General features: G+C 34.6%; 22 protein-coding genes. 14 read left to right on the top strand and 8 right to left on the bottom strand.

Translation table 11 applies throughout. The features are described 5' to 3' along the window. Nucleotides 1-9: 9 nt before the first annotated feature. The 3 genes from ACTJFD_RS02870 to ACTJFD_RS02860 all read right to left on the bottom strand — a co-directional run bounded on the left by ACTJFD_RS02870 (nucleotide 10) and on the right by ACTJFD_RS02860 (nucleotide 5,104). The gene (locus ACTJFD_RS02870; protein WP_442259584.1) at nucleotides 10-3,156 is read right to left on the bottom strand and encodes an AAA family ATPase; all 3,147 of its coding nucleotides are present in this window, start codon (nucleotides 3,154-3,156) and stop codon (nucleotides 10-12) included. A gap of 9 nt (nucleotides 3,157-3,165) precedes the next feature. Beyond that, entirely contained in the window at nucleotides 3,166-4,311 is a 1,146-nt protein-coding gene (locus ACTJFD_RS02865; RefSeq protein WP_442259583.1) for an exonuclease SbcCD subunit D, read from the bottom strand. A gap of 151 nt (nucleotides 4,312-4,462) precedes the next feature. Beyond that, nucleotides 4,463-5,104, bottom strand: a complete 642-nt coding sequence (locus ACTJFD_RS02860) for a lysophospholipid acyltransferase family protein (protein ID WP_442259582.1) — start codon at nucleotides 5,102-5,104, stop codon at nucleotides 4,463-4,465. A gap of 153 nt (nucleotides 5,105-5,257) precedes the next feature. Here ACTJFD_RS02860 and ACTJFD_RS02855 point away from each other — a divergent pair, with 153 nt between their 5' ends. The 9 genes from ACTJFD_RS02855 (at nucleotide 5,258) to ACTJFD_RS02815 (ending at nucleotide 14,039) form a co-directional block, all read left to right on the top strand. Continuing rightward, entirely contained in the window at nucleotides 5,258-6,001 is a 744-nt protein-coding gene (locus ACTJFD_RS02855; protein WP_442259581.1) for a tRNA1(Val) (adenine(37)-N6)-methyltransferase, read from the top strand. Further along, on the top strand, nucleotides 5,991-6,275 hold the full coding sequence (locus ACTJFD_RS02850; protein WP_442259580.1) for a GIY-YIG nuclease family protein: 285 nt from the start codon (nucleotides 5,991-5,993) through the stop codon (nucleotides 6,273-6,275). The genes ACTJFD_RS02855 and ACTJFD_RS02850 overlap by 11 nt, the downstream gene beginning before the upstream one ends. A gap of 69 nt (nucleotides 6,276-6,344) precedes the next feature. Then, entirely contained in the window at nucleotides 6,345-7,202 is an 858-nt protein-coding gene (ispE, locus tag ACTJFD_RS02845; protein ID WP_442259578.1) for a 4-(cytidine 5'-diphospho)-2-C-methyl-D-erythritol kinase, read from the top strand. Between the two features lie 175 nt (nucleotides 7,203-7,377). Then, nucleotides 7,378-8,058 (top strand): metal ABC transporter ATP-binding protein, encoded by a 681-nt coding sequence (locus ACTJFD_RS02840; RefSeq protein ID WP_442259576.1) that lies wholly within the window; start codon nucleotides 7,378-7,380, stop codon nucleotides 8,056-8,058. Further along, complete coding sequence (locus ACTJFD_RS02835; RefSeq protein WP_442259575.1) at nucleotides 8,031-8,846, top strand: metal ABC transporter permease; 816 nt, start codon at nucleotides 8,031-8,033, stop codon at nucleotides 8,844-8,846. The genes ACTJFD_RS02840 and ACTJFD_RS02835 overlap by 28 nt, the downstream gene beginning before the upstream one ends. A gap of 219 nt (nucleotides 8,847-9,065) precedes the next feature. After that, a complete protein-coding gene (gene purR / locus ACTJFD_RS02830; RefSeq protein ID WP_442259574.1) occupies nucleotides 9,066-9,881 on the top strand; it encodes a pur operon repressor in 816 nt (271 codons plus the stop codon). A gap of 65 nt (nucleotides 9,882-9,946) precedes the next feature. Beyond that, nucleotides 9,947-11,320 (top strand): bifunctional UDP-N-acetylglucosamine diphosphorylase/glucosamine-1-phosphate N-acetyltransferase GlmU, encoded by a 1,374-nt coding sequence (gene glmU / locus ACTJFD_RS02825; RefSeq protein WP_442259572.1) that lies wholly within the window; start codon nucleotides 9,947-9,949, stop codon nucleotides 11,318-11,320. An 89-nt stretch (nucleotides 11,321-11,409) separates the two neighbouring features. Beyond that, nucleotides 11,410-12,381, top strand: a complete 972-nt coding sequence (locus ACTJFD_RS02820; RefSeq protein ID WP_442259571.1) for a ribose-phosphate diphosphokinase — start codon at nucleotides 11,410-11,412, stop codon at nucleotides 12,379-12,381. Nucleotides 12,382-12,647: 266 nt separating this feature from the next. After that, entirely contained in the window at nucleotides 12,648-14,039 is a 1,392-nt protein-coding gene (locus ACTJFD_RS02815; protein WP_442259570.1) for an L-cystine transporter, read from the top strand. A 61-nt stretch (nucleotides 14,040-14,100) separates the two neighbouring features. On the opposite strand, the gene mscL is transcribed toward ACTJFD_RS02815, so the two are convergent. Next, nucleotides 14,101-14,541 (bottom strand): large conductance mechanosensitive channel protein MscL, encoded by a 441-nt coding sequence (gene mscL / locus ACTJFD_RS02810; RefSeq protein WP_442259568.1) that lies wholly within the window; start codon nucleotides 14,539-14,541, stop codon nucleotides 14,101-14,103. Nucleotides 14,542-14,830: 289 nt separating this feature from the next. Here mscL and yfmF point away from each other — a divergent pair, with 289 nt between their 5' ends. The 5 genes from yfmF to ACTJFD_RS02785 all read left to right on the top strand — a co-directional run bounded on the left by yfmF (nucleotide 14,831) and on the right by ACTJFD_RS02785 (nucleotide 19,601). Further along, entirely contained in the window at nucleotides 14,831-16,096 is a 1,266-nt protein-coding gene (gene yfmF, locus ACTJFD_RS02805; protein WP_442259567.1) for an EF-P 5-aminopentanol modification-associated protein YfmF, read from the top strand. Nucleotides 16,097-16,101: 5 nt separating this feature from the next. Further along, entirely contained in the window at nucleotides 16,102-17,397 is a 1,296-nt protein-coding gene (gene yfmH / locus ACTJFD_RS02800; RefSeq protein ID WP_442259565.1) for an EF-P 5-aminopentanol modification-associated protein YfmH, read from the top strand. A 48-nt stretch (nucleotides 17,398-17,445) separates the two neighbouring features. Further along, nucleotides 17,446-18,342 carry a helix-turn-helix domain-containing protein gene (locus ACTJFD_RS02795; RefSeq protein WP_442259563.1) on the top strand — a complete coding sequence of 299 codons (897 nt, stop codon included), beginning with the start codon at nucleotides 17,446-17,448 and terminating at the stop codon, nucleotides 18,340-18,342. A gap of 15 nt (nucleotides 18,343-18,357) precedes the next feature. After that, entirely contained in the window at nucleotides 18,358-18,936 is a 579-nt protein-coding gene (pgsA, locus tag ACTJFD_RS02790; RefSeq protein ID WP_442259561.1) for a CDP-diacylglycerol--glycerol-3-phosphate 3-phosphatidyltransferase, read from the top strand. 122 nt (nucleotides 18,937-19,058) lie between these two features. After that, nucleotides 19,059-19,601 carry an HdeD family acid-resistance protein gene (locus ACTJFD_RS02785; RefSeq protein WP_442259559.1) on the top strand — a complete coding sequence of 181 codons (543 nt, stop codon included), beginning with the start codon at nucleotides 19,059-19,061 and terminating at the stop codon, nucleotides 19,599-19,601. Between the two features lie 51 nt (nucleotides 19,602-19,652). On the opposite strand, the gene ACTJFD_RS02780 is transcribed toward ACTJFD_RS02785, so the two are convergent. The 4 genes from ACTJFD_RS02780 to ACTJFD_RS02765 all read right to left on the bottom strand — a co-directional run bounded on the left by ACTJFD_RS02780 (nucleotide 19,653) and on the right by ACTJFD_RS02765 (nucleotide 22,910). Next, nucleotides 19,653-20,705, bottom strand: a complete 1,053-nt coding sequence (locus ACTJFD_RS02780; protein WP_442259557.1) for an AI-2E family transporter — start codon at nucleotides 20,703-20,705, stop codon at nucleotides 19,653-19,655. A gap of 5 nt (nucleotides 20,706-20,710) precedes the next feature. Beyond that, a complete protein-coding gene (locus ACTJFD_RS02775; RefSeq protein WP_442259556.1) occupies nucleotides 20,711-21,097 on the bottom strand; it encodes a hypothetical protein in 387 nt (128 codons plus the stop codon). Continuing rightward, nucleotides 21,098-21,829 (bottom strand): epoxyqueuosine reductase QueH, encoded by a 732-nt coding sequence (locus tag ACTJFD_RS02770; protein WP_442259555.1) that lies wholly within the window; start codon nucleotides 21,827-21,829, stop codon nucleotides 21,098-21,100. Nucleotides 21,830-21,929: 100 nt separating this feature from the next. Beyond that, nucleotides 21,930-22,910: a polyprenyl synthetase family protein gene (locus ACTJFD_RS02765; RefSeq protein WP_442259554.1), complete on the bottom strand. Its 981-nt coding sequence runs from the start codon at nucleotides 22,908-22,910 to the stop codon at nucleotides 21,930-21,932. Between the last annotated feature and the right edge of the window lie 3 nt (nucleotides 22,911-22,913).

Genomic DNA, 22,913 nt, shown 5'->3' with positions numbered 1-22,913 from the left:
ACTCACCTCCTACCTAAATTCTAAATACGTTTTAAATTCACTCGTACCATCTTGCTTGGTTGCGACTCGTAATTGTTGAGGAATACGTTGTTGCAACTCTTTAACGTGTGATATTAAGCCTATCAAACGACCATCCCCTTTAATTTTTTCAAGTGACCGCATCGCAATTTCTAGCGTTTCTTCGTCTAAAGAGCCAAATCCTTCATCTATAAACATCGCTTCAATCCGAATTCCACCCGCTATTTGTTGGATAACTTCCGCTAATGAAAGGGCCAGTGATAAAGAAGCCATAAAGCTTTCACCGCCGGATAATGTATTCACTCCTCGTGTCAAACCAACATGTCCATCGAAAATATCCATTTCTAATCCGGTGTTTTTCTTATAGGTTCCTTGGCTTTCTCTTAGTTTTAAATAATAACGCCCATTAGATAAGTCGAGTAGTTTTTGGTTAGCGACTGCCAGTATTTTACCTAAATAAAGTTGAAGACAATATCTTTCAATACTCAATTTACTTTGCCCATCACCATTCATGACATCAGAAAGCAAAGTTAACTCTTCTAATTCTTGCAACTCGACTTTTATTTGTTTTTCTTTTCGTTCTATTTCTAAAAATAAGCGGTGATTATTTTTTTGAATTAACGTTAATTCGGTCATTTTTTCTTGCACTTGCTCTTTTTCTCTTTTTAATTGTTCTAATTTTTCTTTTTCCAATTCTAAATCGCCAGGTGCCTCTTCTTGAAGCTCTAGCACTAATTGTTTTATTTCTTCTTGTTTTGCATAATATTCTTTATCAAAAGTTAAACAGATTTCTTCCAACAGTGGGATTTGTTTCACTTGTTCTTTTTGCTCAATAACCGTTGTTAATAAGAGACCGTTAGCTAATAATTCTCCTTCAAAAGCTTGTCTTCTTGTCGCTAACTTAGCGGTGATTTCATTTAATTGTCGTTTAGTTTCTTCTAAACGACCAGATAACGTCGCTTGTTCCGATTGTACTTTTGCTTGTTGCTCTTTCAATTCTGCTACCTGATTTTGCCAGTGTATAAGTACTTCTTGCATCATATCACGCTCAGCTAAACTTTTTGTCCGATAAGACCATTCTTCTGGGATTTGCTTCACTACAGCCGCTAATGCAGATTTTGTTTCAATACACAAAACGGTAGTCGACTGTTTATCTTGACGTAATTTTTCTATCTGTTCTTGTTTTTCTATAATGGCTTGTTCTTTCTCTTGCAATGTTAAACTAGCTTGTTCACATTTTTGAATCGCTACTTCTGTTTTTTTAATTTTTTCAGTTAGGTTGTTTTTTAAATTCTTCAAAAAATCGTACAAGTCGATATCGCCCTGATAATTATACCTGACTTGAACCTCTTTATACAATTTTGTTTTTTCTTTTTCTTTTTCTAGAGAAATTTTTTCAACATTTTCTTGAGCAAATAACTGTTCCCGCTCTAAAATGATTCGCTGCTCTTTCTCATAAAGATAACCATCATTGATTTTTTCAACTTGTATTTCAAGCTCTTTTAATTCTTCTAACGTGAGCGAACTTTCAAAATGAGCGGGTTGTGGATGCTCTGTTGAACCACACATCGGACACGCTTCCCCCGGTAACAAATCCAAACTTAAGCGAGCAATCTGCTCCTTGGCCCATTCGCTTTTTAAACGTTGCGCCTCGAACAATACTTTTTCTTCTGTTTGCCGCGCAGACCTTACAGAATCTCCTAACTGTGTTTCTTTTAAAATAAATTCAGCTAAAACTTGTTCTTGCGTTTGTAAATTTACCCAGTTCTGTAGTGCTTCATCAATTTCTCTTGCTTGTGTTTTAAGTTGATAACTTTCTGTTTGAAACGCTTCTTTTTTCTTAGTCTTTACTTTTAATTCCACAATCTCTTGTTCAAGATGAACGAATGCCTGTGAAGCTAAATCAAAAGCAAGCCCCATTGATTTCAGTTCTTTTTCGTTTTTTTCTAATTCTTGTTCTAATTGTTTCTGTTGGTCAAACAACGGGATGATTTCAGCCAGTTTCAAGATTTTTTGTTCAAATAATTGCATTTGTTCTTGTTCCAAATCAAGCGTTTCTTTTTCTAACTGAATTCGTTGTAAACTCGTCGTCACGCTTTGATAATTCTGTTGCGTTTCTTCTTGTTTTTTTCTTAAATGAACTTGATCTGACAAAAGCTCTTGTACACTTTCATAAAATGGTAACAATTGTTTAATTTTTTGAAGTGTTAGATGAAGTTCCTTTTTTACATTAATTTCAGCTTCTTGATGCTCTAATTCTACTAAACGCTCGGTGACCTTGTTCTTTTTAGCTATAAGCTGATCCCGCTTTTCTAGGCGGTAAACTTCTGCCTCCACTTTTTCTAGAATCGGTACTATTTTTTTAAACTCAGCCAAATAATCTTTTTCTTGCGCTTCATAGGCTAAAATTTGTTGGTCATAGAGAGATAAATAATCAGCCAGTAAACAATGTTCTGCCGCTTCTGCTTGATATTCAGAAGAAAAAGCAAGTTGTTGCGCTAAAACTAACAAATGATCGCTTTCCTTTTGTAACATTTTCGCTATTTTCTTTTTATGCTCTAAAATAGTTTCAGCTATTTGTTGGTAGAAATGCGTATTAAATAATTTCCTTAAAATTTTTTCTTTATCATTACTATCTGACATCAAAAACTTTTGAAAATCACCTTGAGGCAACATAATAATTTGAGAAAATTGTTGTTCATTCAACTGTAAGAGTTCCTCTACTTTATTCTTAACCTCAGTTTGCTTTGTTAATTGAAGAACTTCTTTGCCTTGCTCATCAAAAGCCGTCAAGACGACTCCTGCCGGTTCCTCTTTTAAATCAGTTCCTCTTTTTTTAGCCAATTTTTGTGCAGGTTGTCGAACAATATGATAGGTATTTACTCCATATTTAAACTCAAAAGCAACGGATGTTACGTCATGAGGGGTCGCAAAATTGGATCGCATATCTTTGCCTTGACGATAACTACCTGAGGTGACCCCATACAAAGCAAAACTCATGCCATCAAAAATTGTGGTTTTTCCTGCCCCTGTTTTCCCTGTAATCAGAAATAAACCATTCGCATAAAAATCTGAGAAATCAACGGTTTCTTTTCGATAAGGTCCAAAAAAATTTAATTCTAATCGTAGTGGCTGCATTTATTTCCCTCAACTTTCTGACATTTGTTTTAAAATTGCTTCATGTAACCATTCTTCTTGCTGTTTAGTTAACGAAATACCTACCGTTTCCTCATAATAATTCTGAATTAAATCTCGTGGATTCAAATCCGTCAGTTCTGCTTCAGTCAAATCGATAGCTGTAACAGACTGGTCCATCGCTCCTTGCAATTCCAAACTGATTAATCTTGGATAAATAGCCCTTAATTCACCGATAGCATTATCCATCACTGTTAAATCTTCCAAAACAACACCAGTATAGGCCTCTCGATCTGTTTGTTTAAAATGAGTTGGATCACAAATTTCTCTAAATTTACCTTGAATTTTTTGAACATTATGAAGTGGTTTTACTGGAATAAATGTACTTTTAATCTCACCAGATTCCTTTGTTCCTAACTCAACTATTCGAAAACCTTTCTCCTGATTTGCCTCACCTAAAGAATATTTCAATAATGAACCACTATACTTAATCCTTTGTCCTTTTTTAATCGCATTTTGATAATGAAGATGTCCTAATGCCACATAGTCAAAATCAGCTAACGATTCCTGTGAAACATTAGCAAGTCCTCCAACAGTTAGTGTTGTTTCTGACTCTTCCTTAGTTGCTCCTGCCACAAAAAAATGGGTCACTAAAACTTGACGTTTTGAAGGGTTAAAATGTTTTTTCATTTCTTCAACGACACGATTGACTCCCGTTTGAATCTCTCGAATACTCTCATCATTAAAATAGGTACGTGCGTGAAAAGGCTCAAAATAAGGTAGTAGAAAGAACTGAACATCACCTAATTCATAAGGTCGGACCGCTTGTTCAATGCGGGTATTTAAATAAAATTGTTGTGAGACCATCCACGGTGCACCGGCCTCTAACCTAATCGGACTATCATGATTACCTGAAATGGCAAAAACAGGCAACTGATGCTCAAGATTTAAAACCTTTAACATCTCTTGTAGGCTTTGGACTGCTTCAACGGATGGGATTGACCGATCATATAAATCACCAGCAATTACAATCGCCTCCACTTTTTCTTGAAGTGCTACTTTAACCAGTTGTTGAAAAGCATCTTCTTGTTCCTTTAAAAGTGAATAACCATTTAATTTTCTACCAATATGCCAATCTGCTGTATGTAGTATTTTCATGTACTTCCTCCTTAAAAAAGGTCTTCTTTCCATTATAGCAAATTTTTGAAGCCTCCGTCATTTTTCTACACCGTGGTTCACTCTAAACAAAACAGGTGAAAAGACGGAGAGGATACAAAAAGAGGCTGATTAAAAAATCAGCCTCTTCCTCCTATTTTTTTTCTAATTGTTTCTTTTCGGGACGCGTATAAACAAAATTTGGATTAATTTTTTGATCTAATTGTTTAAATGAGTTTTGCATTCGTTGTTCTACTTCTGCAATCCCCTCTTTGTCCATTTTTTTTATATCCGAAATATCAATAGGCTCTCCATACGAAATCGTCACACGCTTCTTAGTCCACAATCCCCAAAAAGATAAAGGTCCTTGGTAAACAGCAGGCACAATTTTGCGACGTGACATTTTACTAATTAAGGCTGCCCCACCTTTTAATTCATCCGAATAGCGACTCCCACTCGGAAAAATCATCACACTTAAATCTGTATTTTTTAAAGTACGAATTGGTGTTTTTATCACACTTGGGCCAGGATTTTCACGATCGACTGGAAAAGCATGACACCTCACTAAAATAAAACGTAAGATGGGATTATTAAATAATTCTTTCTTAGCCATAAATGAGAAACGACGAGGCCAAGCACCTATTGCAAAAAATACTGGTTCATACCAAGTGCGGTGTGGTCCAACAAGAACATAATTTTCATCTTTAGGTAAATTTTCAGTTCCTTCATAACGTGTATTCGTATTAATCAAGAAAATGAGGACTCTTACCAAACCGAAGATAAATGCATAAAACATATTTTTTCCATCCTTTACAATCTCATTTCGTTACAAGTATGCCCAAAAACAGCAAAACTTGCAAGCTTTTTCTAATCATCGTGGCATGATTTCTGTGTAAACTTTGCTATAATAAAAAGATATAACAAGCAATGAAAGGGAAATTTTATAATTATGAAAGATACTTTACAATCTGACGAACGTATTGACCAGTTATTAGCTCAAGATATCCAAATTATTCAAAGTTCAACCGTTTTTTCATTTTCACTTGATGCTGTTCTATTAGCCCATTTTGCTTCCATTCCAAAAAAAGGAACCATTGTTGATTTTTGTACTGGAAATGGAGCGGTTGCTCTTTTTATGCAACCCCGAACACAAGCTAAAATTACAGGATTAGAAATTCAAGAACGCCTAGCAGATATGGCGAAACGCAGTATTTCACTCAATCAATTTGAAAATCAAATTGAGATTATTCATACCGATATTAAAGATTCGCTGCACTATCTAAAACATGATTCCATTGATTTCATTACTTGTAATCCGCCTTATTTCAAAGAACAACCCAATAGCAAAAAAAATCCAAATCCATATTTAGCCATCGCCAGACATGAAGTTTATCTTACTTTGGACACTCTTTTTGAAACAGCTTCGAAGCTACTTAAAATGAACGGAAAAATTGCTCTTGTCCACCGTCCAGATCGGTTAATTGATTTACTTGACCAAATGAGAGCTCATCGGATTGCTCCCAAAAGAATCCAATTTATTTATCCAAAAAAAGAACGAGAAGCAAATATGGTTTTAATAGAAGGTATCAAAGATGGAAAAACAGATGGCTTAAGGATTTTGCCTCCTCTTTACATCTATGATGAACAAAATAATTATTATCCAGAAATTAAAGCGCTGCTACATGGACAATAAAATGAGAGAAACAACAGCTTATTTTTATGTTCTTCTCTGTCAAGACCAATCCTTTTATGCTGGTTATACTACAAATTTAGAGCGACGTCTTAAACAACATAATAGCGGAAAAGGCGCCAAATATACACGTGTACCTAGTAGGCGACCCGCTTCTTTGATCCACGCTGAAGCTTTTTCTAGTAAAAGTGACGCAATGAAAGCTGAATATGCCTTCAAACAACTCACCCGAAACCAAAAAGAAAAATACTTAAATTTAAAAGAATCTTGTCTTTAATAACAGACAAAGCTTTCATCGTTAAGGTATAATTAATGCAATTATTTTTGTTAGAAAGGAGAGCTTTACATGGAAATCATAGAAAAAGCTCCGGCTAAGATCAACTTAGGTCTTGATGTTCTTTATAAACGCGAAGACGGTTATCACGAACTCGAAATGATTATGTCTAGTGTTGATTTGGCTGATCGACTGATTATCACTCCTCTAAAAACAAATGAGATTATTATCAAAACCAATAGTGGTTTTTTACCGACAGATCGAAAAAACAATATTTATCAGACCATTGAAATTATGAAACACGCCTTTCATATTCAACAAGGTATTTCGGTTCAATTGGTAAAAAATATTCCTGTTGCTGCTGGCTTAGGTGGTGGTAGCAGTGACGCAGCTGCGACATTCCGTGGCCTTAATCGACTCTTTGAATTAAACGCAACGAAAGAAGACATGGTCAAGCTCTCTGTCCCAATCGGAACAGATGTCCCTTATTGTATTTATGGACAAACCTCTCTGGTCAAAGGTTTGGGTGAAATTGTTGAGCCCTTAACCCATTCAATGCCCTCTTGCTGGGTCGTTTTAGTGAAGCCAAAGTTAAGCATTTCAACGCCTAAAGTTTTTGCTAAACTGTCTTTAGACGAACTTTACCACCCAAACATCAATGCTTTAAAAAAAGCGATTGAGCAACAAGATTATTTTGAAATGACCCAGCATTTAGGGAATTCACTGGAATCCTATACCATGAAAAAATATCCCATTGTTTCTGAGATTAAACAAAAAATGTTAGCGTTTGGTGCCGATGCTGCCGTTATGAGTGGTAGTGGTCCCACCGTTTTAGCTCTTTGTCAGAAGCAGTCACGTGCAATCCGGATTGCGAATGGTTTAAAAGGTTTTTGCCAAGAAGTTTATGTTGTTCGAACTTTAAAAGATTAAAAAGCAAACAGGATAGAAACTGTGGATAAGCCTTAACTCCCTATATTCTGTCCTTTGCTTTTTTTATTTTTTACTGATTATTCAGGAAAACAACTTGTTTTTTTGTCAAAGTCATGCTATTCTTACTCTTGTTTTAAATTGTAATTCTTACGTTTTACTCGAAAGGAGTTTATCTATGCGTTATATCAATGTTGAGAATTTAACTTTTTATTATGGTGAAGAACCTGTTCTTGAAAATATCTCTTATCATGTTGATTCTGGTGAGTTTGTTATATTAACTGGTGAAAATGGAGCTGCCAAGTCAACCCTCATTAGAAATACACTCGGTCTTCTTTCTCCAGACGAAGGTGTTGTGACGATTTCAAAAGAAAATTATGAAGGAAAGCCACTCAGTATTGGTTATATTCCACAGCAAATTTCGTCGTTTAATGCTGGATTTCCAAGTACGGTTTTAGAACTTGTTCAATCCGGACGTTACCCACGAAATCGTTGGTTTAAAAAACTAACCACTCTCGACCATCAACATGTTGAAAAAGCTTTACATTCTGTCGGAATGTGGGACATGCGAAAAAAAAGAATTGGTGAATTATCAGGAGGACAAAAACAACGTATTTGTTTAGCGCGTGTCTTTGCCACCGATCCAGATTTGTTTATCTTAGATGAACCGACAACTGGAATGGACGAAAAATCACGTCGAGATTTTTATGAGTTACTTCAACATAATGCTCATGAACATCATAAAGCGATTCTAATGATTACTCACGACCATGAAGATATCAAAGAATACATGGATCGCCACATTCATTTAGTACGAAAGGAGGATTCAGAATGGAGATGTTTTCATATGCATTCATGATTCGAGCGTTAATTGCTGCTAGCTTTATCGCCATCATTGCCCCCATGCTTGGGATTTTTCTAGTTTTAAGACGTCAATCGCTTCTAGCAGATACCTTATCACATGTTTCTCTAGCAGGGATTGCTCTGGGCTTTTTCATCAATGTTAACCCTACTGTTACCACTTTATTTATTGTCATTCTTTCTGCTCTTATTTTAGAATACATTCGTAGTTTATATAAATCTTATTCTGAAGTATCGACTGCCATCCTCATGTCTGGTGGACTTGCCGTTGCTCTTGTCTTAATGAATTTAAATAAAGGAAAGCAAGCTATGAATATTCAACAATACCTGTTTGGTTCTATCGTGACGATTACTTGGAACCAAGTCATTATTTTAGGTCTTTTAGCGATGATGATTGTCGTCCTTTTTATTTTCCTCAAGAAACCAATGTATGTCTTAACTTTCGATGAAGAAACGGCTCATGTCGATGGGTTACCGATTAAGTATCTTTCCATGTTTTTCAATGTTATCACCGGAGTTGCTATTACAGTGATGATCCCGATTGCAGGAGCACTATTAGTTTCAGCGATTATGATTTTACCAGCCACGATTTCTATGAAATTAGGAAAAACATTCAATTCTGTCATGTTTATTAGTATTATTGTTGGTTTCATTGGTATGCTCTCTGGATTAATTTCATCGTATCAACTCGATACGCCTCCAGGAGCGACCATTACATTAGTCTTTATCATTCTTTTTATTTTGATTAATGTCATGGATGGTTTAAAATCTAAAAGAAAAAGATAGCTCAATATTAGAGAATCATTTGTTTTTAACAAGTGATTCTTTTTTTATATTAATCTTTTATTTTCCAAAGATTAGCTATTTTTCAGCTCAAACAAACGATTCTCATTAATATTAGCGACTTGCAAATGACGAACGTTCAGTTTTAGCTAAAATTTATTTTGTCTTTTTGAGGAAAAGATTCTATAATTGACAGTACTTATACTAAAAAGGAGTACGCTTATGAAAATTAAAAGAAGTGAACGCTTAATCGATATGACCCAATATATCTTGGATCATCCTCGAATGTTGACGCCACTTACTTTCTTTGTTAAAAAATATGATTCTGCTAAGTCTTCGATCAGTGAAGACTTAACCATCCTAAAGAAAACGTTTAGCGATCGAGGTTTGGGCGTCCTTGAAACTGTCGCTGGTGCTGCCGGAGGCGTTATTTTCACTCCAAAAATCCCTTATGAAACGGCACGAGAAATGGTCGTTGAACTCTGCCAACGTTTGTCAGAACAAGATCGTTTATTACCAGGTGGTTATGTTTATTTATCTGACTTACTGGGAGAACCACAATTGCTTAAACAAGTTGGACAAATCATTGCTTCACAATATGCTCACAAGAAAATTGATGCCGTTATGACGGTGGCAACCAAAGGCGTTCCTATCGCCCAAGCAGTTTCCTATTATCTCAATGTTCCTTTCGTGATTGTTCGACGTGATTCTAAAATCACTGAAGGTTCAACTGTGAGTGTCAATTATGTTTCTGGTTCAAGCGAACGAATTGAAAAAATGGAATTATCAAAACGGAGTTTAAAACGAGGAGCTAAAGTCTTGGTTGTTGATGACTTTATGAAAGGTGGCGGTACTGTCAACGGGATGACTGCTTTGATTGAAGAATTTGAAGCTGAGCTTGTTGGTATCACAGTCTTTGCCGAATCAACCTTTAGTGGACGCCGAATGATTGAAAACTACACCTCTTTACTATGTGTAAAAGAAGTCGACACGCAAACAAAAAACATTACCGTTGTCCCTGGTAATTATTTTGACTAATATTTAACTATAAAACAGCTTTAATCGTTCGTTTATTAAATTTATTTTATTGAGGAGTGTCTTATATGAAAAATCGTTATGCGATTATCTTAGCAGCAGGCCAGGGGTCACGGATGAAATCATCACTATACAAAGTCTTACATCCCGTTGCTGGAAAACCAATGGTCGAACATGTCATGGACCAAATTGAAAAACTTCACGTTGACGAGGTCGTGACCATCGTTGGTTTCGGTTCAGATAAAGTTAAAGAACAACTAGGCGAACGCTCACACTATGCACTACAGACTGAACAACTTGGAACAGGGCATGCCGTTCTAGCTGCCAGTGATCTTTTAGCTGACAAAGATGGAACGACACTCGTTATTTGTGGGGATACCCCTCTTTTAACAGCCGAAACACTAACTGCTCTCTTTGATCATCACGAAAAAGAAGAAGCAAAAGCAACCATTCTTTCTGCCATTGCTAAAGATCCAACTGGCTACGGTCGTGTTATTCGTAATGCGGAGGGTCATGTTGAAAAAATTGTTGAGCAAAAAGATGCAAAGGCGAGCGAATTAGCCGTTACTGAATTTAATACTGGAACTTATTGTTTTGATAACCAAAGTCTTTTCAACTCATTACAAGAGGTTGGCAATCATAATGCCCAAGGCGAATATTACTTACCTGACGTTATTGGAATTTTAAAGCAACAAAATGAAGTTGTTTCGGCTTTTATTATGGACTCTGAAGATGACTCTATGGGGGTAAACGACCGTGTCGCTTTAGCTAAAGCCAACCAATTAATGTTCCAACGAATTAATTTAGAACATATGAAAAATGGTGTTTCTTTTATTAATCCTAACACAACTTATATTGAAAAAGAGGTCACTATTGGCAAAGATACAACCATCGAAGCCGGTGTTCTTATTAAAGGTCAGACTGTTATCGGCGAAAATTGTTGGATTGGCGCTCATTCAGAAATTCGTAATAGTCAATTAGGTGATTATGTTGAAGTGACTTCTTCTTTAATTGAAAATGCAACCCTTAAAAATCATATTGATGTCGGACCTTATGCTCATCTTCGTCCGAATACAGTTATTGCTGACCATGCTCATATTGGTAACTTTGTTGAAACAAAAAATGCAACGATTGGTGAAGGAACTAAAGTGGGGCATTTAACTTATGTAGGTGATGCTACGCTTGGTCAAGATATTAATATCGGTTGTGGTACTGTTTTTGCTAATTACGATGGAAAAAATAAACATCATACAACAGTTGGTGATCATGTCTTTATTGGTAGCAATACCACTATTGTCTCACCAGTTGTTTTAAATGAATGTAGCGCGACTGCCGCTGGGTCGACCATTACGGAAGATGTCCCTAGTTATGATTTAGGAATCGCTCGTGGACGTCAAACAAATCTTAAAGAATATGCAAAAAAACTACCCTATAACCAATAAAAATAAGGAAACCCCTTGATTTATCTTACAAAAATGACTACTATTTATAAGTAAGTATAATACTGATAATATAGAAAGCGGAGGTTCTCATGTCTAATCATTACTTTGATCCAAGACTTAAAATTTTTTCACTTAACTCTAACAAACCCTTAGCCCAAAAAATTGCGGATGCTGTTGGAGTCGAACTAGGAAAATCAGAAGTTAGACAATTCAGTGATGGCGAAATTCAAATCAATATCGAACAAAGTATTCGTGGCGGTCACGTCTACTTAATTCAATCGACTAGTAACCCGGTCAACGACCACTTAATGGAATTACTAATTATGATTGATGCGCTAAAACGTGCCAGTGCCAAAACAATAAACGTGGTAATGCCTTATTACGGCTATGCTCGTCAAGATCGAAAATCACGTTCTCGCGAACCAATCACAGCTAAATTAGTCGCAAACATGCTAGAAAGTGCAGGAGCAACTCGTGTTCTTACACTTGACTTACATGCTGCACAAATTCAAGGCTTCTTTGATATTCCAGTAGACCATTTAATGGCTGCACCTTTGTTAGCGGATTACTTTATCGAACATGGTTACGAAGGCGACGATGTTGTAGTCGTTTCTCCTGATCATGGTGGTGTCACTCGTGCTAGAAAACTAGCTGAAAACTTAAAATCACCGATTGCGATTATTGATAAACGTCGTCCAAAAGCAAATGTGGCAGAAGTAATGAATATTATTGGTGAAGTAGACGGTAAAAAATGTGTCATCATTGATGATATGATTGACACAGCAGGAACAATTACTCTTGCTGCGGAAGCATTAAGAGAAAAAGGAGCGACAGAAGTGATTGCTTGTTGCACTCACCCTGTTCTTTCAGGTCCTGCGATTGAAAGAATCGATCAATCTTCAATCGAAAAACTAATCATCACAGATTCTATTCTTTTACCTGATGATAAACACTCAGATAAAATTGAAACAGTCAGTGTTGGTGCTTTAATTGGAGATGCGATTAAACGTATCCATGAAAACAAACCCGTTAGTCCTCTTTTTGAAAAAAAACGTGACTAATCTTTATCTAGAAAAGGTAGTTTATTATAACGATTGAACGTTATAACAAACTACCTTTTTTTATTATTTCTTCTTTCCTTAATAAATACGGAGACAATCTAGTTGTGCTTTTAAAAAAATTCTAGTAAACTTACATGCAATTGCTAACAAATAATAAGTTAATTTTGTTAGGTTCTCTAATCGGAAAACTTAGTGAACTGAGACCTTTACTCTTACAATTAACCATCAGTCTCTTGTCATTTTGAGACGTATAAAGGAGGGATAAAATGACAAATCTAATGTTGACGTTACTTGTCATTTTAGTATTTATTGGTTTGATGTTTGTACTTTACAAGATGCAAGCCAAACATGTTACATTTTCTAAACGCGTTTTTATTGCGTTAGGAATCGGGATTATCTTTGGATTAATCCTACAATTCGCTTTTGGGAATGATCACGCAGTTACCCTGAAAGCTATCGAATGGACAAGTATTGTTGGGGACGGCTATGTCGCTTTCTTACAAATGCTTGTTATGCCACTTATCTTTATTTCGATTGTCGGTGCTTTTACAAAGCTCGATACAAGTAAAAATTTAGGTAAGATTAGTTTTAATGTACTCGTTGTATTAATTGGAACAACTGCGATTGCCGCTTTAATCGGAATTGCTTCTGTTTTTCTATTTAATTTAGACGGTGCGACTTTTACGAAGGGTGCTCAAGAAACAGCACGAATTGCTGAGTTATCACAAAGACAAGATATGGTTAAAGATTTAACCATACCTCAACAGATTGTTGATTTCATTCCACGAAATGTTTTTGCTGATTTAGCTGGAACTCGTAGTACTAGTACAATTGCTGTTGTTATCTTCTCAGCTTTTGTTGGGATGGCTTATCTTGGAGTCAAGCGTAAAAAAGAAAAAGAAGCTGAGTTTTTCTTGAAATTAATTCAGTCCTTAGATGCGATTATTATGCGAATTGTTACCCTTGTTCTGCGCTTAACACCCTATGGGATTTTAGCTCTAATTATGAAGGTAAGTGCAACAAGTGACTTAAACGCAATTATTAACCTTGGTAAATTTGTTCTAGCGTCCTATGCTGCTTTAATCGCAATGTTTATCATTCACTTAATTATTTTAGTCTTCTATAAAGTAAACCCAAAAACTTATATTAAAAAAGTCTTCCCAGTTCTTAGTTTTGCTTTTACAGCACGTTCAAGCGCTGGAGCCTTACCTTTAAATATTGAAACACAAAGAAAAGCACTCGGCGTTGATGATGCCATTGCCAATTTCGCTGCTAGTTTTGGGCTTTCAATTGGTCAAAACGGTTGTGCTGGTATTTACCCAGCGATGCTCGCAGCAATTGTTGCACCAACAGTAGGTATTGATGTTCATAGCATTACTTATATCGCTATGATTGTTGCCATTGTCAGCATCAGTTCATTTGGTGTTGCCGGTGTTGGTGGTGGAGCAACTTTTGCTTCTCTGATTGTTCTTGGCTCACTTAATTTACCTGTTGAAATTGTTGGTTTAGTGATTTCAGTTGAACCTTTAATTGATATGGGCCGTACAGCTCTAAATGTTAATGACAGTATCTTAGCAGGTGTTGTGACTAGCCGCCGTCTAAACTTATTAGATGATGCTATTTTAAATGATAGCGACGCTGTTATCGAATCACATTAAAAAAAACCAACCGACCTTATTTAAAAGGATCGGTTGGTTTTTATTTTGTCCGATATCTTTATTACTGTTTATCATGAGTATTATTAATTTTTTGAGATGCTTGTTCCTTTAATAATTGACGAATATCATTTAAAATAGCATCCGTTGTTTCAACAGGAGCACTCGCTTCATCTTCTTTTTCAGCTGGTAAAATCGTTTGTGCTTTATTTATTGCCTTAACAATCAAGAATAAAACAAATGCGGTAATCAAAAATGTAATAATAGCAGAAATCAACATACCGTAATCAAACTTAACACCATTAATTTTAAAGACCATCCCTTGTGTTGCGGAATCTAAGTTTTTATGACCTGTTATTAACTTAATAACAACCCCAATTAACGGTGTAATAATCCCCGACACAAGTGCATTGACAATTGTCGTAAATGCGCCACCAATAATAACACCAACTGCTAAATCAATCACATTACCCCTAGTAATAAACTCTTTGAATTCCTTAATCAAACCTCAACACTCCCTTTCTAAAATTATTATACACATTCTAATATAATAACAACAGCATTTTATTTTACTTTAAAATTACTCTAATTTTCTATTAATTGGTTGACATGTAACTATTTTGTAATATATGATATAATACTGTAAAGATAGACTTAAACTTTGATTTTTTATAGACAGAAATTGAAATATCTGTGAATTTCGACTCTTTTCCTACCTTGTCTTGTCTTTTTTTGGTAATCTAGAGAGTGAGTTTTAAAATCTTTGACTCAAGTGATAAAGGAGTTTTTATACTATGATGACGGAATTAAATCAACATGTAAAATTACATATTTTACCAAATAATAAATATAAGACGGTCCGTATTTTAGTTCGTTTTGCAACCCCCTTAGACGCACTAACCAGTTCAAAACGTTCATTGTTAGCGAGTCTATTAGAAACCAATAGCTTAAACTTCCCAACACAAACAGATTTAAGCAAACAATTAGCCGACCTTTATGGCGCTAGTTTTGGTATTGGAGTCAGTCGTAAAGGAAATGAACATTATTTAACAATCGGACTTAATATTATTAATGATCAGCTTGTTCCTAATGGTTTATCTGTTTTAGAATCAGCTGTTGAATTTTTAAAAGAAATTATTTTTCAACCAAATATTAGCAATAACCAATTTGATGAAGCCACTTTTTATCGTGAACAAGAAAATCTAGTAGAATACATCCACTCTATTTTTGACGATAAACAATCACATGCTTCTCTTTCAATCCAACAACTTTTCTTTACTAATGACCTTGATCAACAGACACCTAGTTTTGGTAACCCTGCGGTCATTAAACAAGAAACACCCAGCTCACTTGCCAACTACTATCAAGAAATGTTAGCAAACGACCGAGTGGATATTTTGGTTTTAGGTGATGTCGCAGAAGGGTATGTTCAACGCTGCTTTAAAGATTTTGGTTTTACCGATCGTCCTCAAGAATTAACCACTAATTTATTTTATAAACAACCATTTGAAAATATCATTCAACAAAAAACGGAAAACTTGCCTGTTGTTCAGTCCAAACTGAACATCGCTTACCACTGTAATGTCTATTACTATGATGATTTATATTTTGCCTTACTTATCTTCAATGGACTATTTGGTGGTTTTCCACACTCAAAACTTTTTATGAACGTGCGTGAAAAACATAGTTTAGCTTACTATGCGAGCAGTTCCTTTGACAGTTTTAGAGGGTATTTAACTGTTCAAACAGGTATTGATGGCACAAATCGAAAAAAAGTTTTAAAATTGGTTAATGAACAATTAAAAAGTTTAGTTTTAGGAAATATTTCCGAAGAATTATTATTACAAACTAAAAAAATGTTAATCAACCAGTATCTACTATCATTAGATAATCAATCTGCTATTTTAGAACAAGCTTATCTGCGACTATATTTCGATAAAGCTAACCTCTCTGAAACCGAGTGGATCGAAAAAGTGAATAACGTTACAATTGAAGACGTTCAAACTGTTGCTGAAAATGTTAAACTTCAAGCAGTTTACTTCATGGAAGGAGGAAACTAACAACCATGAAAGAAATTTTTTACCCAGAAGTTAATGAAACACTTTATAAAAAAAGATTAAAAAATGGTTTAGAAGTGACTTTATTACCTAAATCTGATTATCATAAGACTTATAGTATTTTCACGACTAATTACGGTTCAATTGACAATGATTTTGTTCCTTTAAATCAAGAAGATTTCACCAAAGTTCCTGATGGCGTTGCTCATTTTTTAGAACATAAACTCTTTGAAAAAGAGGACGAAGACGTCTTTCAAAAATTTGGTCGTCAAGGAGCCTCTGCGAATGCTTTTACTAGTTTCACGAGAACGAGTTATCTTTTTTCAAGTACAGATTATGTAAAAGAAAATCTTTTAACTTTATTAGATTTTGTCCAAACACCTTACTTCACTGAAGATTCTGTCAACAAAGAAAAAGGGATTATCGCCCAAGAAATCCAAATGTATCAAGATGATCCTAACTGGCGCTTGTTTTTTGGTATCTTAAATAATCTTTACCCGAAACATCCCTTACATATTGATATTGCTGGTTCTGAAGATAGTATTTCTAAAATCACAGCAGAAGATTTGTATCTTTGCTACAACACTTTTTATCATCCAAGCAATATGAATCTTTTTGTCGTAGGTAATCTTGACCCTGAAGAAATTATGGCAACGATTGAAAAAAATCAAGAAATGAAACATTTCGAACCTGCTTCTTCTATTAAGCGCCGGTTTCCAATTGAACTTGAAAAAGATATCATCAAAGAAGATAAGATTGAATTGTCTATTAAACGTCCCAAAGCAATTGTTGGGCTCAAAGGGTTAGACGAAGTACCCAGTGAAAGTACTGACCGGTTAAAATACCAAACAAGTATTCAACTTCTATTACAACTTTTATTCGGCATTACTTCAAGTCATTATCTAGAGATGTACAATGATGGTTTAATTGACGATAGTTTTTCTTTTGAGTTTTCATTGGATCGTAGTTTCCATTTTGCTGATTTTAGTACGGACACTATCAATCCAGAACAATTTGCTAATCAAATGGTCAACTTAATCTTGAAATCAGATAAAAGTCCTGAGTTAACTGAACAGAATCTTGCGCTGGCTAAGAAGAAAATGATTGGGAAACATCTACAATCATTAGATTCATTAGAATATATTGCTAACCAATATAGTGCGATGAAGTTTGATGACGTTACCTTATTCGACTTAACCAAAATTATTGAGTCTATCACGTTGAAGGATATTTTAAACGTTAGAAATACTTTTGTTCGCCCTGAGGGACTAAGTCGTTTCTACATTTATCCTAAACCAAACTAAGTGTAACTCCTTAATTTACCGATACTAATAAAGAAAGAAGGCAATATTTTGGATACGATTGGGGAAAAGTTAAAAAAAGCCCGAATTGATAAAGGCTTAACCATTGGTGATCTTCAGCGAATTACAAAAATTCAACGACGATATCTAGAAGCGATTGAAGCCAGTGACTTTGACGCACTACCTAGTGATTACTATACAAGAACCTTTATTCGGCAGTACTCTGAAGCTGTTGGGATAAACCCTAGGCCTCTTCTTCGTCGTTTAGAAGGGAAATCGGAAAATCCAACAGACCTTGCGCTTGCGGTCCCAGTTAACGGTTCACGTAAGGCGAAACATATTCAAACAAGTCGCTCAAAAACACTCTTACAAACTTATTTACCTGTGAGTTTATTACTTTTAGTCGTAATGGCTATTTTTGGAACAGTCATTTATGCGATTTGGTTAGATACTGAGGACGGTCCACTCATACCAACACCTGAGAAAACGACAGTGGTTAAAAATGAAAGTAGCTCAACTCAAAAAACTGAAGAAAAAACGAGTGACTCTTCTACAGTCGAGTCAACCACTGAAACAACTAAAAAAGAAGTGGCTAAAGAAATTAAAGTCAAAGAAAATACTGATACTCCTCAAAGTGTTAGTTATACGATTAAAAATGATACAGCTCCTTATACTATTGAATTCACTGGTTTAGATGGCCCGGCTTGGATTGGATTACAAGAAGCTGGTACGACTAATATTTTTTATCAATATACTTTACAGCCTGGAGAGGATCTTCAAACAGAACTTCCTGATGATATGTCCAGCGTTGAAATCATTGTTGGGGCATCAAACAATCTAAACATTGGAATTGAAGGAAAATTATTACCATTTAACAAAAAAAATCCAGTAACTGGTAAAAAAATTATTGGTTTAGAATTTGAACCAAGTAAAGAAAAAAATAATTAGAAAGAAAGGGCTCCTATGAACTTACCAAATAAACTTACCGTTATCCGTATCTTTATGATACCGCTCTTTATTATCATTGCCGTCGTTCCATTTAACTGGGGTACGATTGCTGTGGGTGATCAATCTTTAGCAATCACTCAACTTGTCGCTGCTATTATCTTTGCAATAGCAAGTATTACCGATTGGTTGGATGGACATATTGCTCGAAAAAATAATCTTGTGACTAACTTTGGTAAATTTGCTGATCCCTTAGCAGATAAAATGTTGGTTATGACTGCTTTTATCGTTTTAGTAGGACAAGGTCTTGCTCCTTCATGGATTGTTGCTGTTATTGTCTGTCGCGAACTGGCGGTCACTGGTTTACGTTTACTACTCGTTGAAGGTGGCGAAGTAATGGCTGCCGCGTGGCCTGGTAAAATTAAAACAGCTACACAAATGATTGCGATTATTTTATTACTTGTTAATAACGTACCTTTTAATCTCATTCATTTACCAGTTGCACAAATTATGCTTTATGTTTGTCTAATCTTTACTATTTATTCTGGTGTTGATTACTTCATCAAAAATTCAGATGTTTTTAAAGGGTCAATGTAAAACAAGTTAAACTTAAGGGGGGAACGACATGATATTTTCGTCTCACTTCTTAAGTTTTTTTCTTTATATTTGCTTGTTTTACCCCTTTAGAACTATAATAAACGAAAAGGGGGTTATTCATTATGATATCGTCACTATTTAGTTCACTTAAGCGTTATGCGGTTATACGAAGTTTAGCTTTTATTTTATTAGGAATTGCTACTTTAATTGACCCTTATGGTGTTTTTAAAATCTTAGTTTATATCATCGCTGGATATAATCTCGTTCTTGGGATTATCAATTTAATTGATGGCTTACGCAACAAACAAATGACAGGTTTTAATTTTAAAATACCCATTGCGATTTTCTATCTTCTCTTTTCCGTTTTCATTTTCAAATTTGCTGATCCATTATTTAGTATGATTACTATCTTTTTAGGTATTCTTATTATGATTAGTGGTTTATCAAAAATAACTCAAGCGTTTAATCTAAAGAAATTTGTCAACGTACCCTGGATTTCAGTCTTGCTATACGGTATTTTACTCTTTATTGCAGGTCTTGTTATCTTGAGAAATCCATTTGCAACAAAACTTGTTTTCTATCAATTTATTGGTATTTTACTTCTCTTCACCGGTATTTCCGAATTAATTACTTATTTCAGATTAAAGAAATATGATATTTCATAAAGAAAAAAGGAGTCTGACTAATCTAATCGATTAGTTCGACTCCTTTTTATTTTAGCTTTTTTCGATTTTGGTCTGTTCTACTTTTTTTATTGGTTTTTCAGCTTTAACATCTAATAAATCTAATAAAAAGACGAACACTGGAATACCAATTACTAATCCCCAGATACCAAAGAATTTTTCAGAAAACATCAACACAATAAAAACAAAAAAGACAGGTAAATCTGTTTTACTACTCATTAATTTTGGATTTAAGATATAAGATTCTAACGCATGAATTAACATTATCATAATTAAAACATAGATGACATCTTGTATCCCCCCTACCGTATAAGCTATTAAACTTAGCGGCAAACAAGAAATAATAACACCTGCAACTGGTATTAAACTCAAAATAAAAATCATTAATGCTAAACTCAATAACTGACCTTCCGGAAAATGCATCAAGTATAACCCAAACATTGTCAATATCGTATTTACACAAGCAATTATAAATTGAGCTTCCAATACCACACCAAAAGTATTAACAAATTTTTTACCTAAAAATGCAACATCTTGACTTAAAACACTAATTTTACTAGTAAAAAAGCCTTTTCCAAAATTAGTAACCCAGTCTTGCTCGATAATAAAAAAGAAACTTAAAATCAAAGACATCACAAAAGTAATCCCCATCGAACCAATATTAGAGAGTGTGTTAAAAACGACTTTGGCACCTGTTGTTAGTTGTTGTTTAATCTCCTGAAAACTAATATTTGCAGCTAACCAACTTGTTAATTTATTATCCGTACTCATCCGTTGATAAAAGGAGACAACCTCTTCTATCATTTGAATCGTCTGCGTGAATAACTTAGGTACATAAATAGTTACTGCAAAATAAAGAAAAATTAAGATACAGATATAAAATACAATGGCAATTATTTTTTGCGGAATATGGGTCAACTGATGTAATTTTTTTACAACTCTAATAATTAAATACGTTAAAATAAAAGTTAATAATAACAGACTCATGATGTTACGAATCAAGTAAAGAAAGAAACAAATACCAATTAAGACAAGAGCACGTCTGACTGTTGTATTTTCTTTAACCTTTTTCCAGACTTCTAACATCTCGATCATCCTTTCTTTTTATTTATTTTTCTTTCTAATTCATCGTCAAAACGATAAGAATAAAAAAGAAATGAAATTAACCCTGCATAGATACTCCCTAACCATCCCACCATTGACCATGACCAAATAGCAAAAGGAATACCGCTCGCAGAAAACAGAATTTGATAACCTACAAATTCTATAAAAGAAAAAGAATAAACAAAGAATAAGCTTATTCTTTTTTTGTAAAGTTTAACAACTAATCCTAAATTGAGCAAATTATAGCCATAAAAGATTACTTTTTCTAAAAAATAAGTCTTTGTCCTTAATGAATACATAAAGATAAAGCTCAAAAACAGGATAGCAAAAAACGTTTTCCTCTGATTAATCGTTGCTTTCTTAATTTTCTCCATCTATTTTTCTTCTTTATCTAAAATAAAAGCTCTAGCTTCCCGTTTAACAGCGGCTAAATCAATTCCCTGTTCATGTGCTGCAAAGATACATCCGCAGTAGCACTGGCGATAAATATCATACTCACGGCACATCTCAATCGAACGTTCATAACCTTTATTCTTTTTAAAATCACTAGGCAGGTAATTAACATCATAAAACTTTTGAATATCAAAGCCCAAATCATTAATTTGTTGACTATTTTTTTTAGGCGAAATCGTTAAGGCACTCCCAAAATAATCATAGCCCAATTCCTGTGCTTTTTCTGCTACTAAATCTAACCGCATTTGAAAACAAGCGGTACAACGTTTTCCGCCTTCGGGTTCATCTTTCAAGTTTTTTTCTTTCACCATGTTCATAAAAACAGACGGCTCATAAGGTGCTGCCAAAAAGAGAACCTCTTGTCCTGTCTTTTGGTTAAAATCAGCAACAAACTGAGCTTGTACTTTCTCTCTTCGTAAGTACTCTTCTTTAGGATGAATATTCGAATTCGCAAAATAAATAGTAATCTCTGCAAATTGAGTCATGTATTCGAGTGTATACGTACTGCAAGGTGCACAACAACTATGAAGTAATATTTTAGGTCGGACTTCCTCTTTTTGCCATAATTTGATTAACTGTTTCAACGTTTTATCATAATTTATCTTTTGATTTGGTGAAAGTTTATTTAAAATTTCTAATGCATCCTGGGTCACTTTTTTATCCCCCTTAAAAAAATAATTAAAAAAATGAGAATACGAATGATTACCTCTATTAAACATAATCATTTGACTACTCTCATCTTTTTATTTCCTCTTAATTTTTACGTTTTAATAATTTTTCAGTCACTTGATATAAAATTTCTCGCTCCGGTATATCCGGCAAATTTAAAATACCTTTTAAAGCTTTATCCGTAAAACGTTCTGCCATTTTTTCAGCTTTTTTTATGCCCTCATATTGAATGATTAACTGATGGGCCTCTTTTAATTCCTTATCCGTCAACTCACTTTTCTTCTCTAAAAAGGGGGTAAACGCTGCCCGATTTTTACTCAAAGCTAGAATCAAAGGCAATGTATAATAACCATTTTTTAAATCTTCAAAAACCGGCTTGTTCATTTCAAGTTCAGAAGCTTGATAATCCAAAATATCATCCATAATTTGAAAAGCCATCCCTATATTATAACCTATTCGTTTTGCTTGCAATTGAACGAGTCTTGGACTATCAGCAAAATAAGCTCCTTCTAAACATGAAAATTCAAACAACTGAGCTGTTTTTCCTTTAATATGTTGAAAATACTGTTTTAGCGTAATTTCAGTATTGTATCTCAGATTCATTTGATCCAACTCACCAACTAGAATACGCTTCATACTTAATGCATTCAGCTCAATTGTTTTAAATTTATTCGTCGATGTCGCTAAGAGATGAAAATAAACCGTAAATAAAAAATCACCCGTATAAACCGCTATGTCCTTACCATATTCGGCTTGAATCGACGGAATAGCCCGGCGCATTGGTGAATCATCAATGACATCATCATGAATCAACGTTGCAACATGTAATATTTCCAATGACCCAGCCATGCGATGACTTTTTTTAATCGAATCGACTTGTCCAAACTTACTAAATAATAAAAAATAGGCGGGTCTTAATAATTTTCCACCAGAACCAAATAATAATTGCAATGCTTCAGTAATTTCTTTATTTCGAATTTTAACTGCCTTTTCCATAACTTGGCGTGTTTCTAATAACTCTTTTTTTATCTCTGGGTATTGATCCCACAATGGGTGAATTGCCATTAG

Source organism: Vagococcus sp., from assembly GCF_052102835.1.
Classification (GTDB): Bacteria; Bacillota; Bacilli; order Lactobacillales; family Vagococcaceae; genus Vagococcus.
Note: the sequence above shows the minus strand (reverse complement) of the source record. Positions and strands in the feature narration are given on the sequence as shown.

What these genes read in the sequence shown, in the direction of transcription:
- ispE (WP_442259578.1), top strand. Translation starts at nt 6,345, where the DNA reads ATGGAAATCATAGAAAAAGCTCCGGCTAAGATCAACTTAGGTCTTGAT.
- pgsA (WP_442259561.1), top strand. Translation starts at nt 18,358, where the DNA reads ATGAACTTACCAAATAAACTTACCGTTATCCGTATCTTTATGATACCG.
- yfmH (WP_442259565.1), top strand. Translation starts at nt 16,102, where the DNA reads ATGAAAGAAATTTTTTACCCAGAAGTTAATGAAACACTTTATAAAAAA.
- ACTJFD_RS02860 (WP_442259582.1), bottom strand. Translation starts at nt 5,104, where the DNA reads ATGTTTTATGCATTTATCTTCGGTTTGGTAAGAGTCCTCATTTTCTTG.
- ACTJFD_RS02775 (WP_442259556.1), bottom strand. Translation starts at nt 21,097, where the DNA reads ATGGAGAAAATTAAGAAAGCAACGATTAATCAGAGGAAAACGTTTTTT.
- glmU (WP_442259572.1), top strand. Translation starts at nt 9,947, where the DNA reads ATGAAAAATCGTTATGCGATTATCTTAGCAGCAGGCCAGGGGTCACGG.
- ACTJFD_RS02815 (WP_442259570.1), top strand. Translation starts at nt 12,648, where the DNA reads ATGACAAATCTAATGTTGACGTTACTTGTCATTTTAGTATTTATTGGT.
- ACTJFD_RS02780 (WP_442259557.1), bottom strand. Translation starts at nt 20,705, where the DNA reads ATGTTAGAAGTCTGGAAAAAGGTTAAAGAAAATACAACAGTCAGACGT.
- ACTJFD_RS02850 (WP_442259580.1), top strand. Translation starts at nt 5,991, where the DNA reads ATGGACAATAAAATGAGAGAAACAACAGCTTATTTTTATGTTCTTCTC.
- ACTJFD_RS02785 (WP_442259559.1), top strand. Translation starts at nt 19,059, where the DNA reads ATGATATCGTCACTATTTAGTTCACTTAAGCGTTATGCGGTTATACGA.
- ACTJFD_RS02765 (WP_442259554.1), bottom strand. Translation starts at nt 22,910, where the DNA reads ATGGCAATTCACCCATTGTGGGATCAATACCCAGAGATAAAAAAAGAG.
- ACTJFD_RS02870 (WP_442259584.1), bottom strand. Translation starts at nt 3,156, where the DNA reads ATGCAGCCACTACGATTAGAATTAAATTTTTTTGGACCTTATCGAAAA.
- ACTJFD_RS02820 (WP_442259571.1), top strand. Translation starts at nt 11,410, where the DNA reads ATGTCTAATCATTACTTTGATCCAAGACTTAAAATTTTTTCACTTAAC.
- ACTJFD_RS02855 (WP_442259581.1), top strand. Translation starts at nt 5,258, where the DNA reads ATGAAAGATACTTTACAATCTGACGAACGTATTGACCAGTTATTAGCT.
- ACTJFD_RS02865 (WP_442259583.1), bottom strand. Translation starts at nt 4,311, where the DNA reads ATGAAAATACTACATACAGCAGATTGGCATATTGGTAGAAAATTAAAT.
- ACTJFD_RS02835 (WP_442259575.1), top strand. Translation starts at nt 8,031, where the DNA reads ATGGAGATGTTTTCATATGCATTCATGATTCGAGCGTTAATTGCTGCT.
- ACTJFD_RS02840 (WP_442259576.1), top strand. Translation starts at nt 7,378, where the DNA reads ATGCGTTATATCAATGTTGAGAATTTAACTTTTTATTATGGTGAAGAA.
- yfmF (WP_442259567.1), top strand. Translation starts at nt 14,831, where the DNA reads ATGATGACGGAATTAAATCAACATGTAAAATTACATATTTTACCAAAT.
- purR (WP_442259574.1), top strand. Translation starts at nt 9,066, where the DNA reads ATGAAAATTAAAAGAAGTGAACGCTTAATCGATATGACCCAATATATC.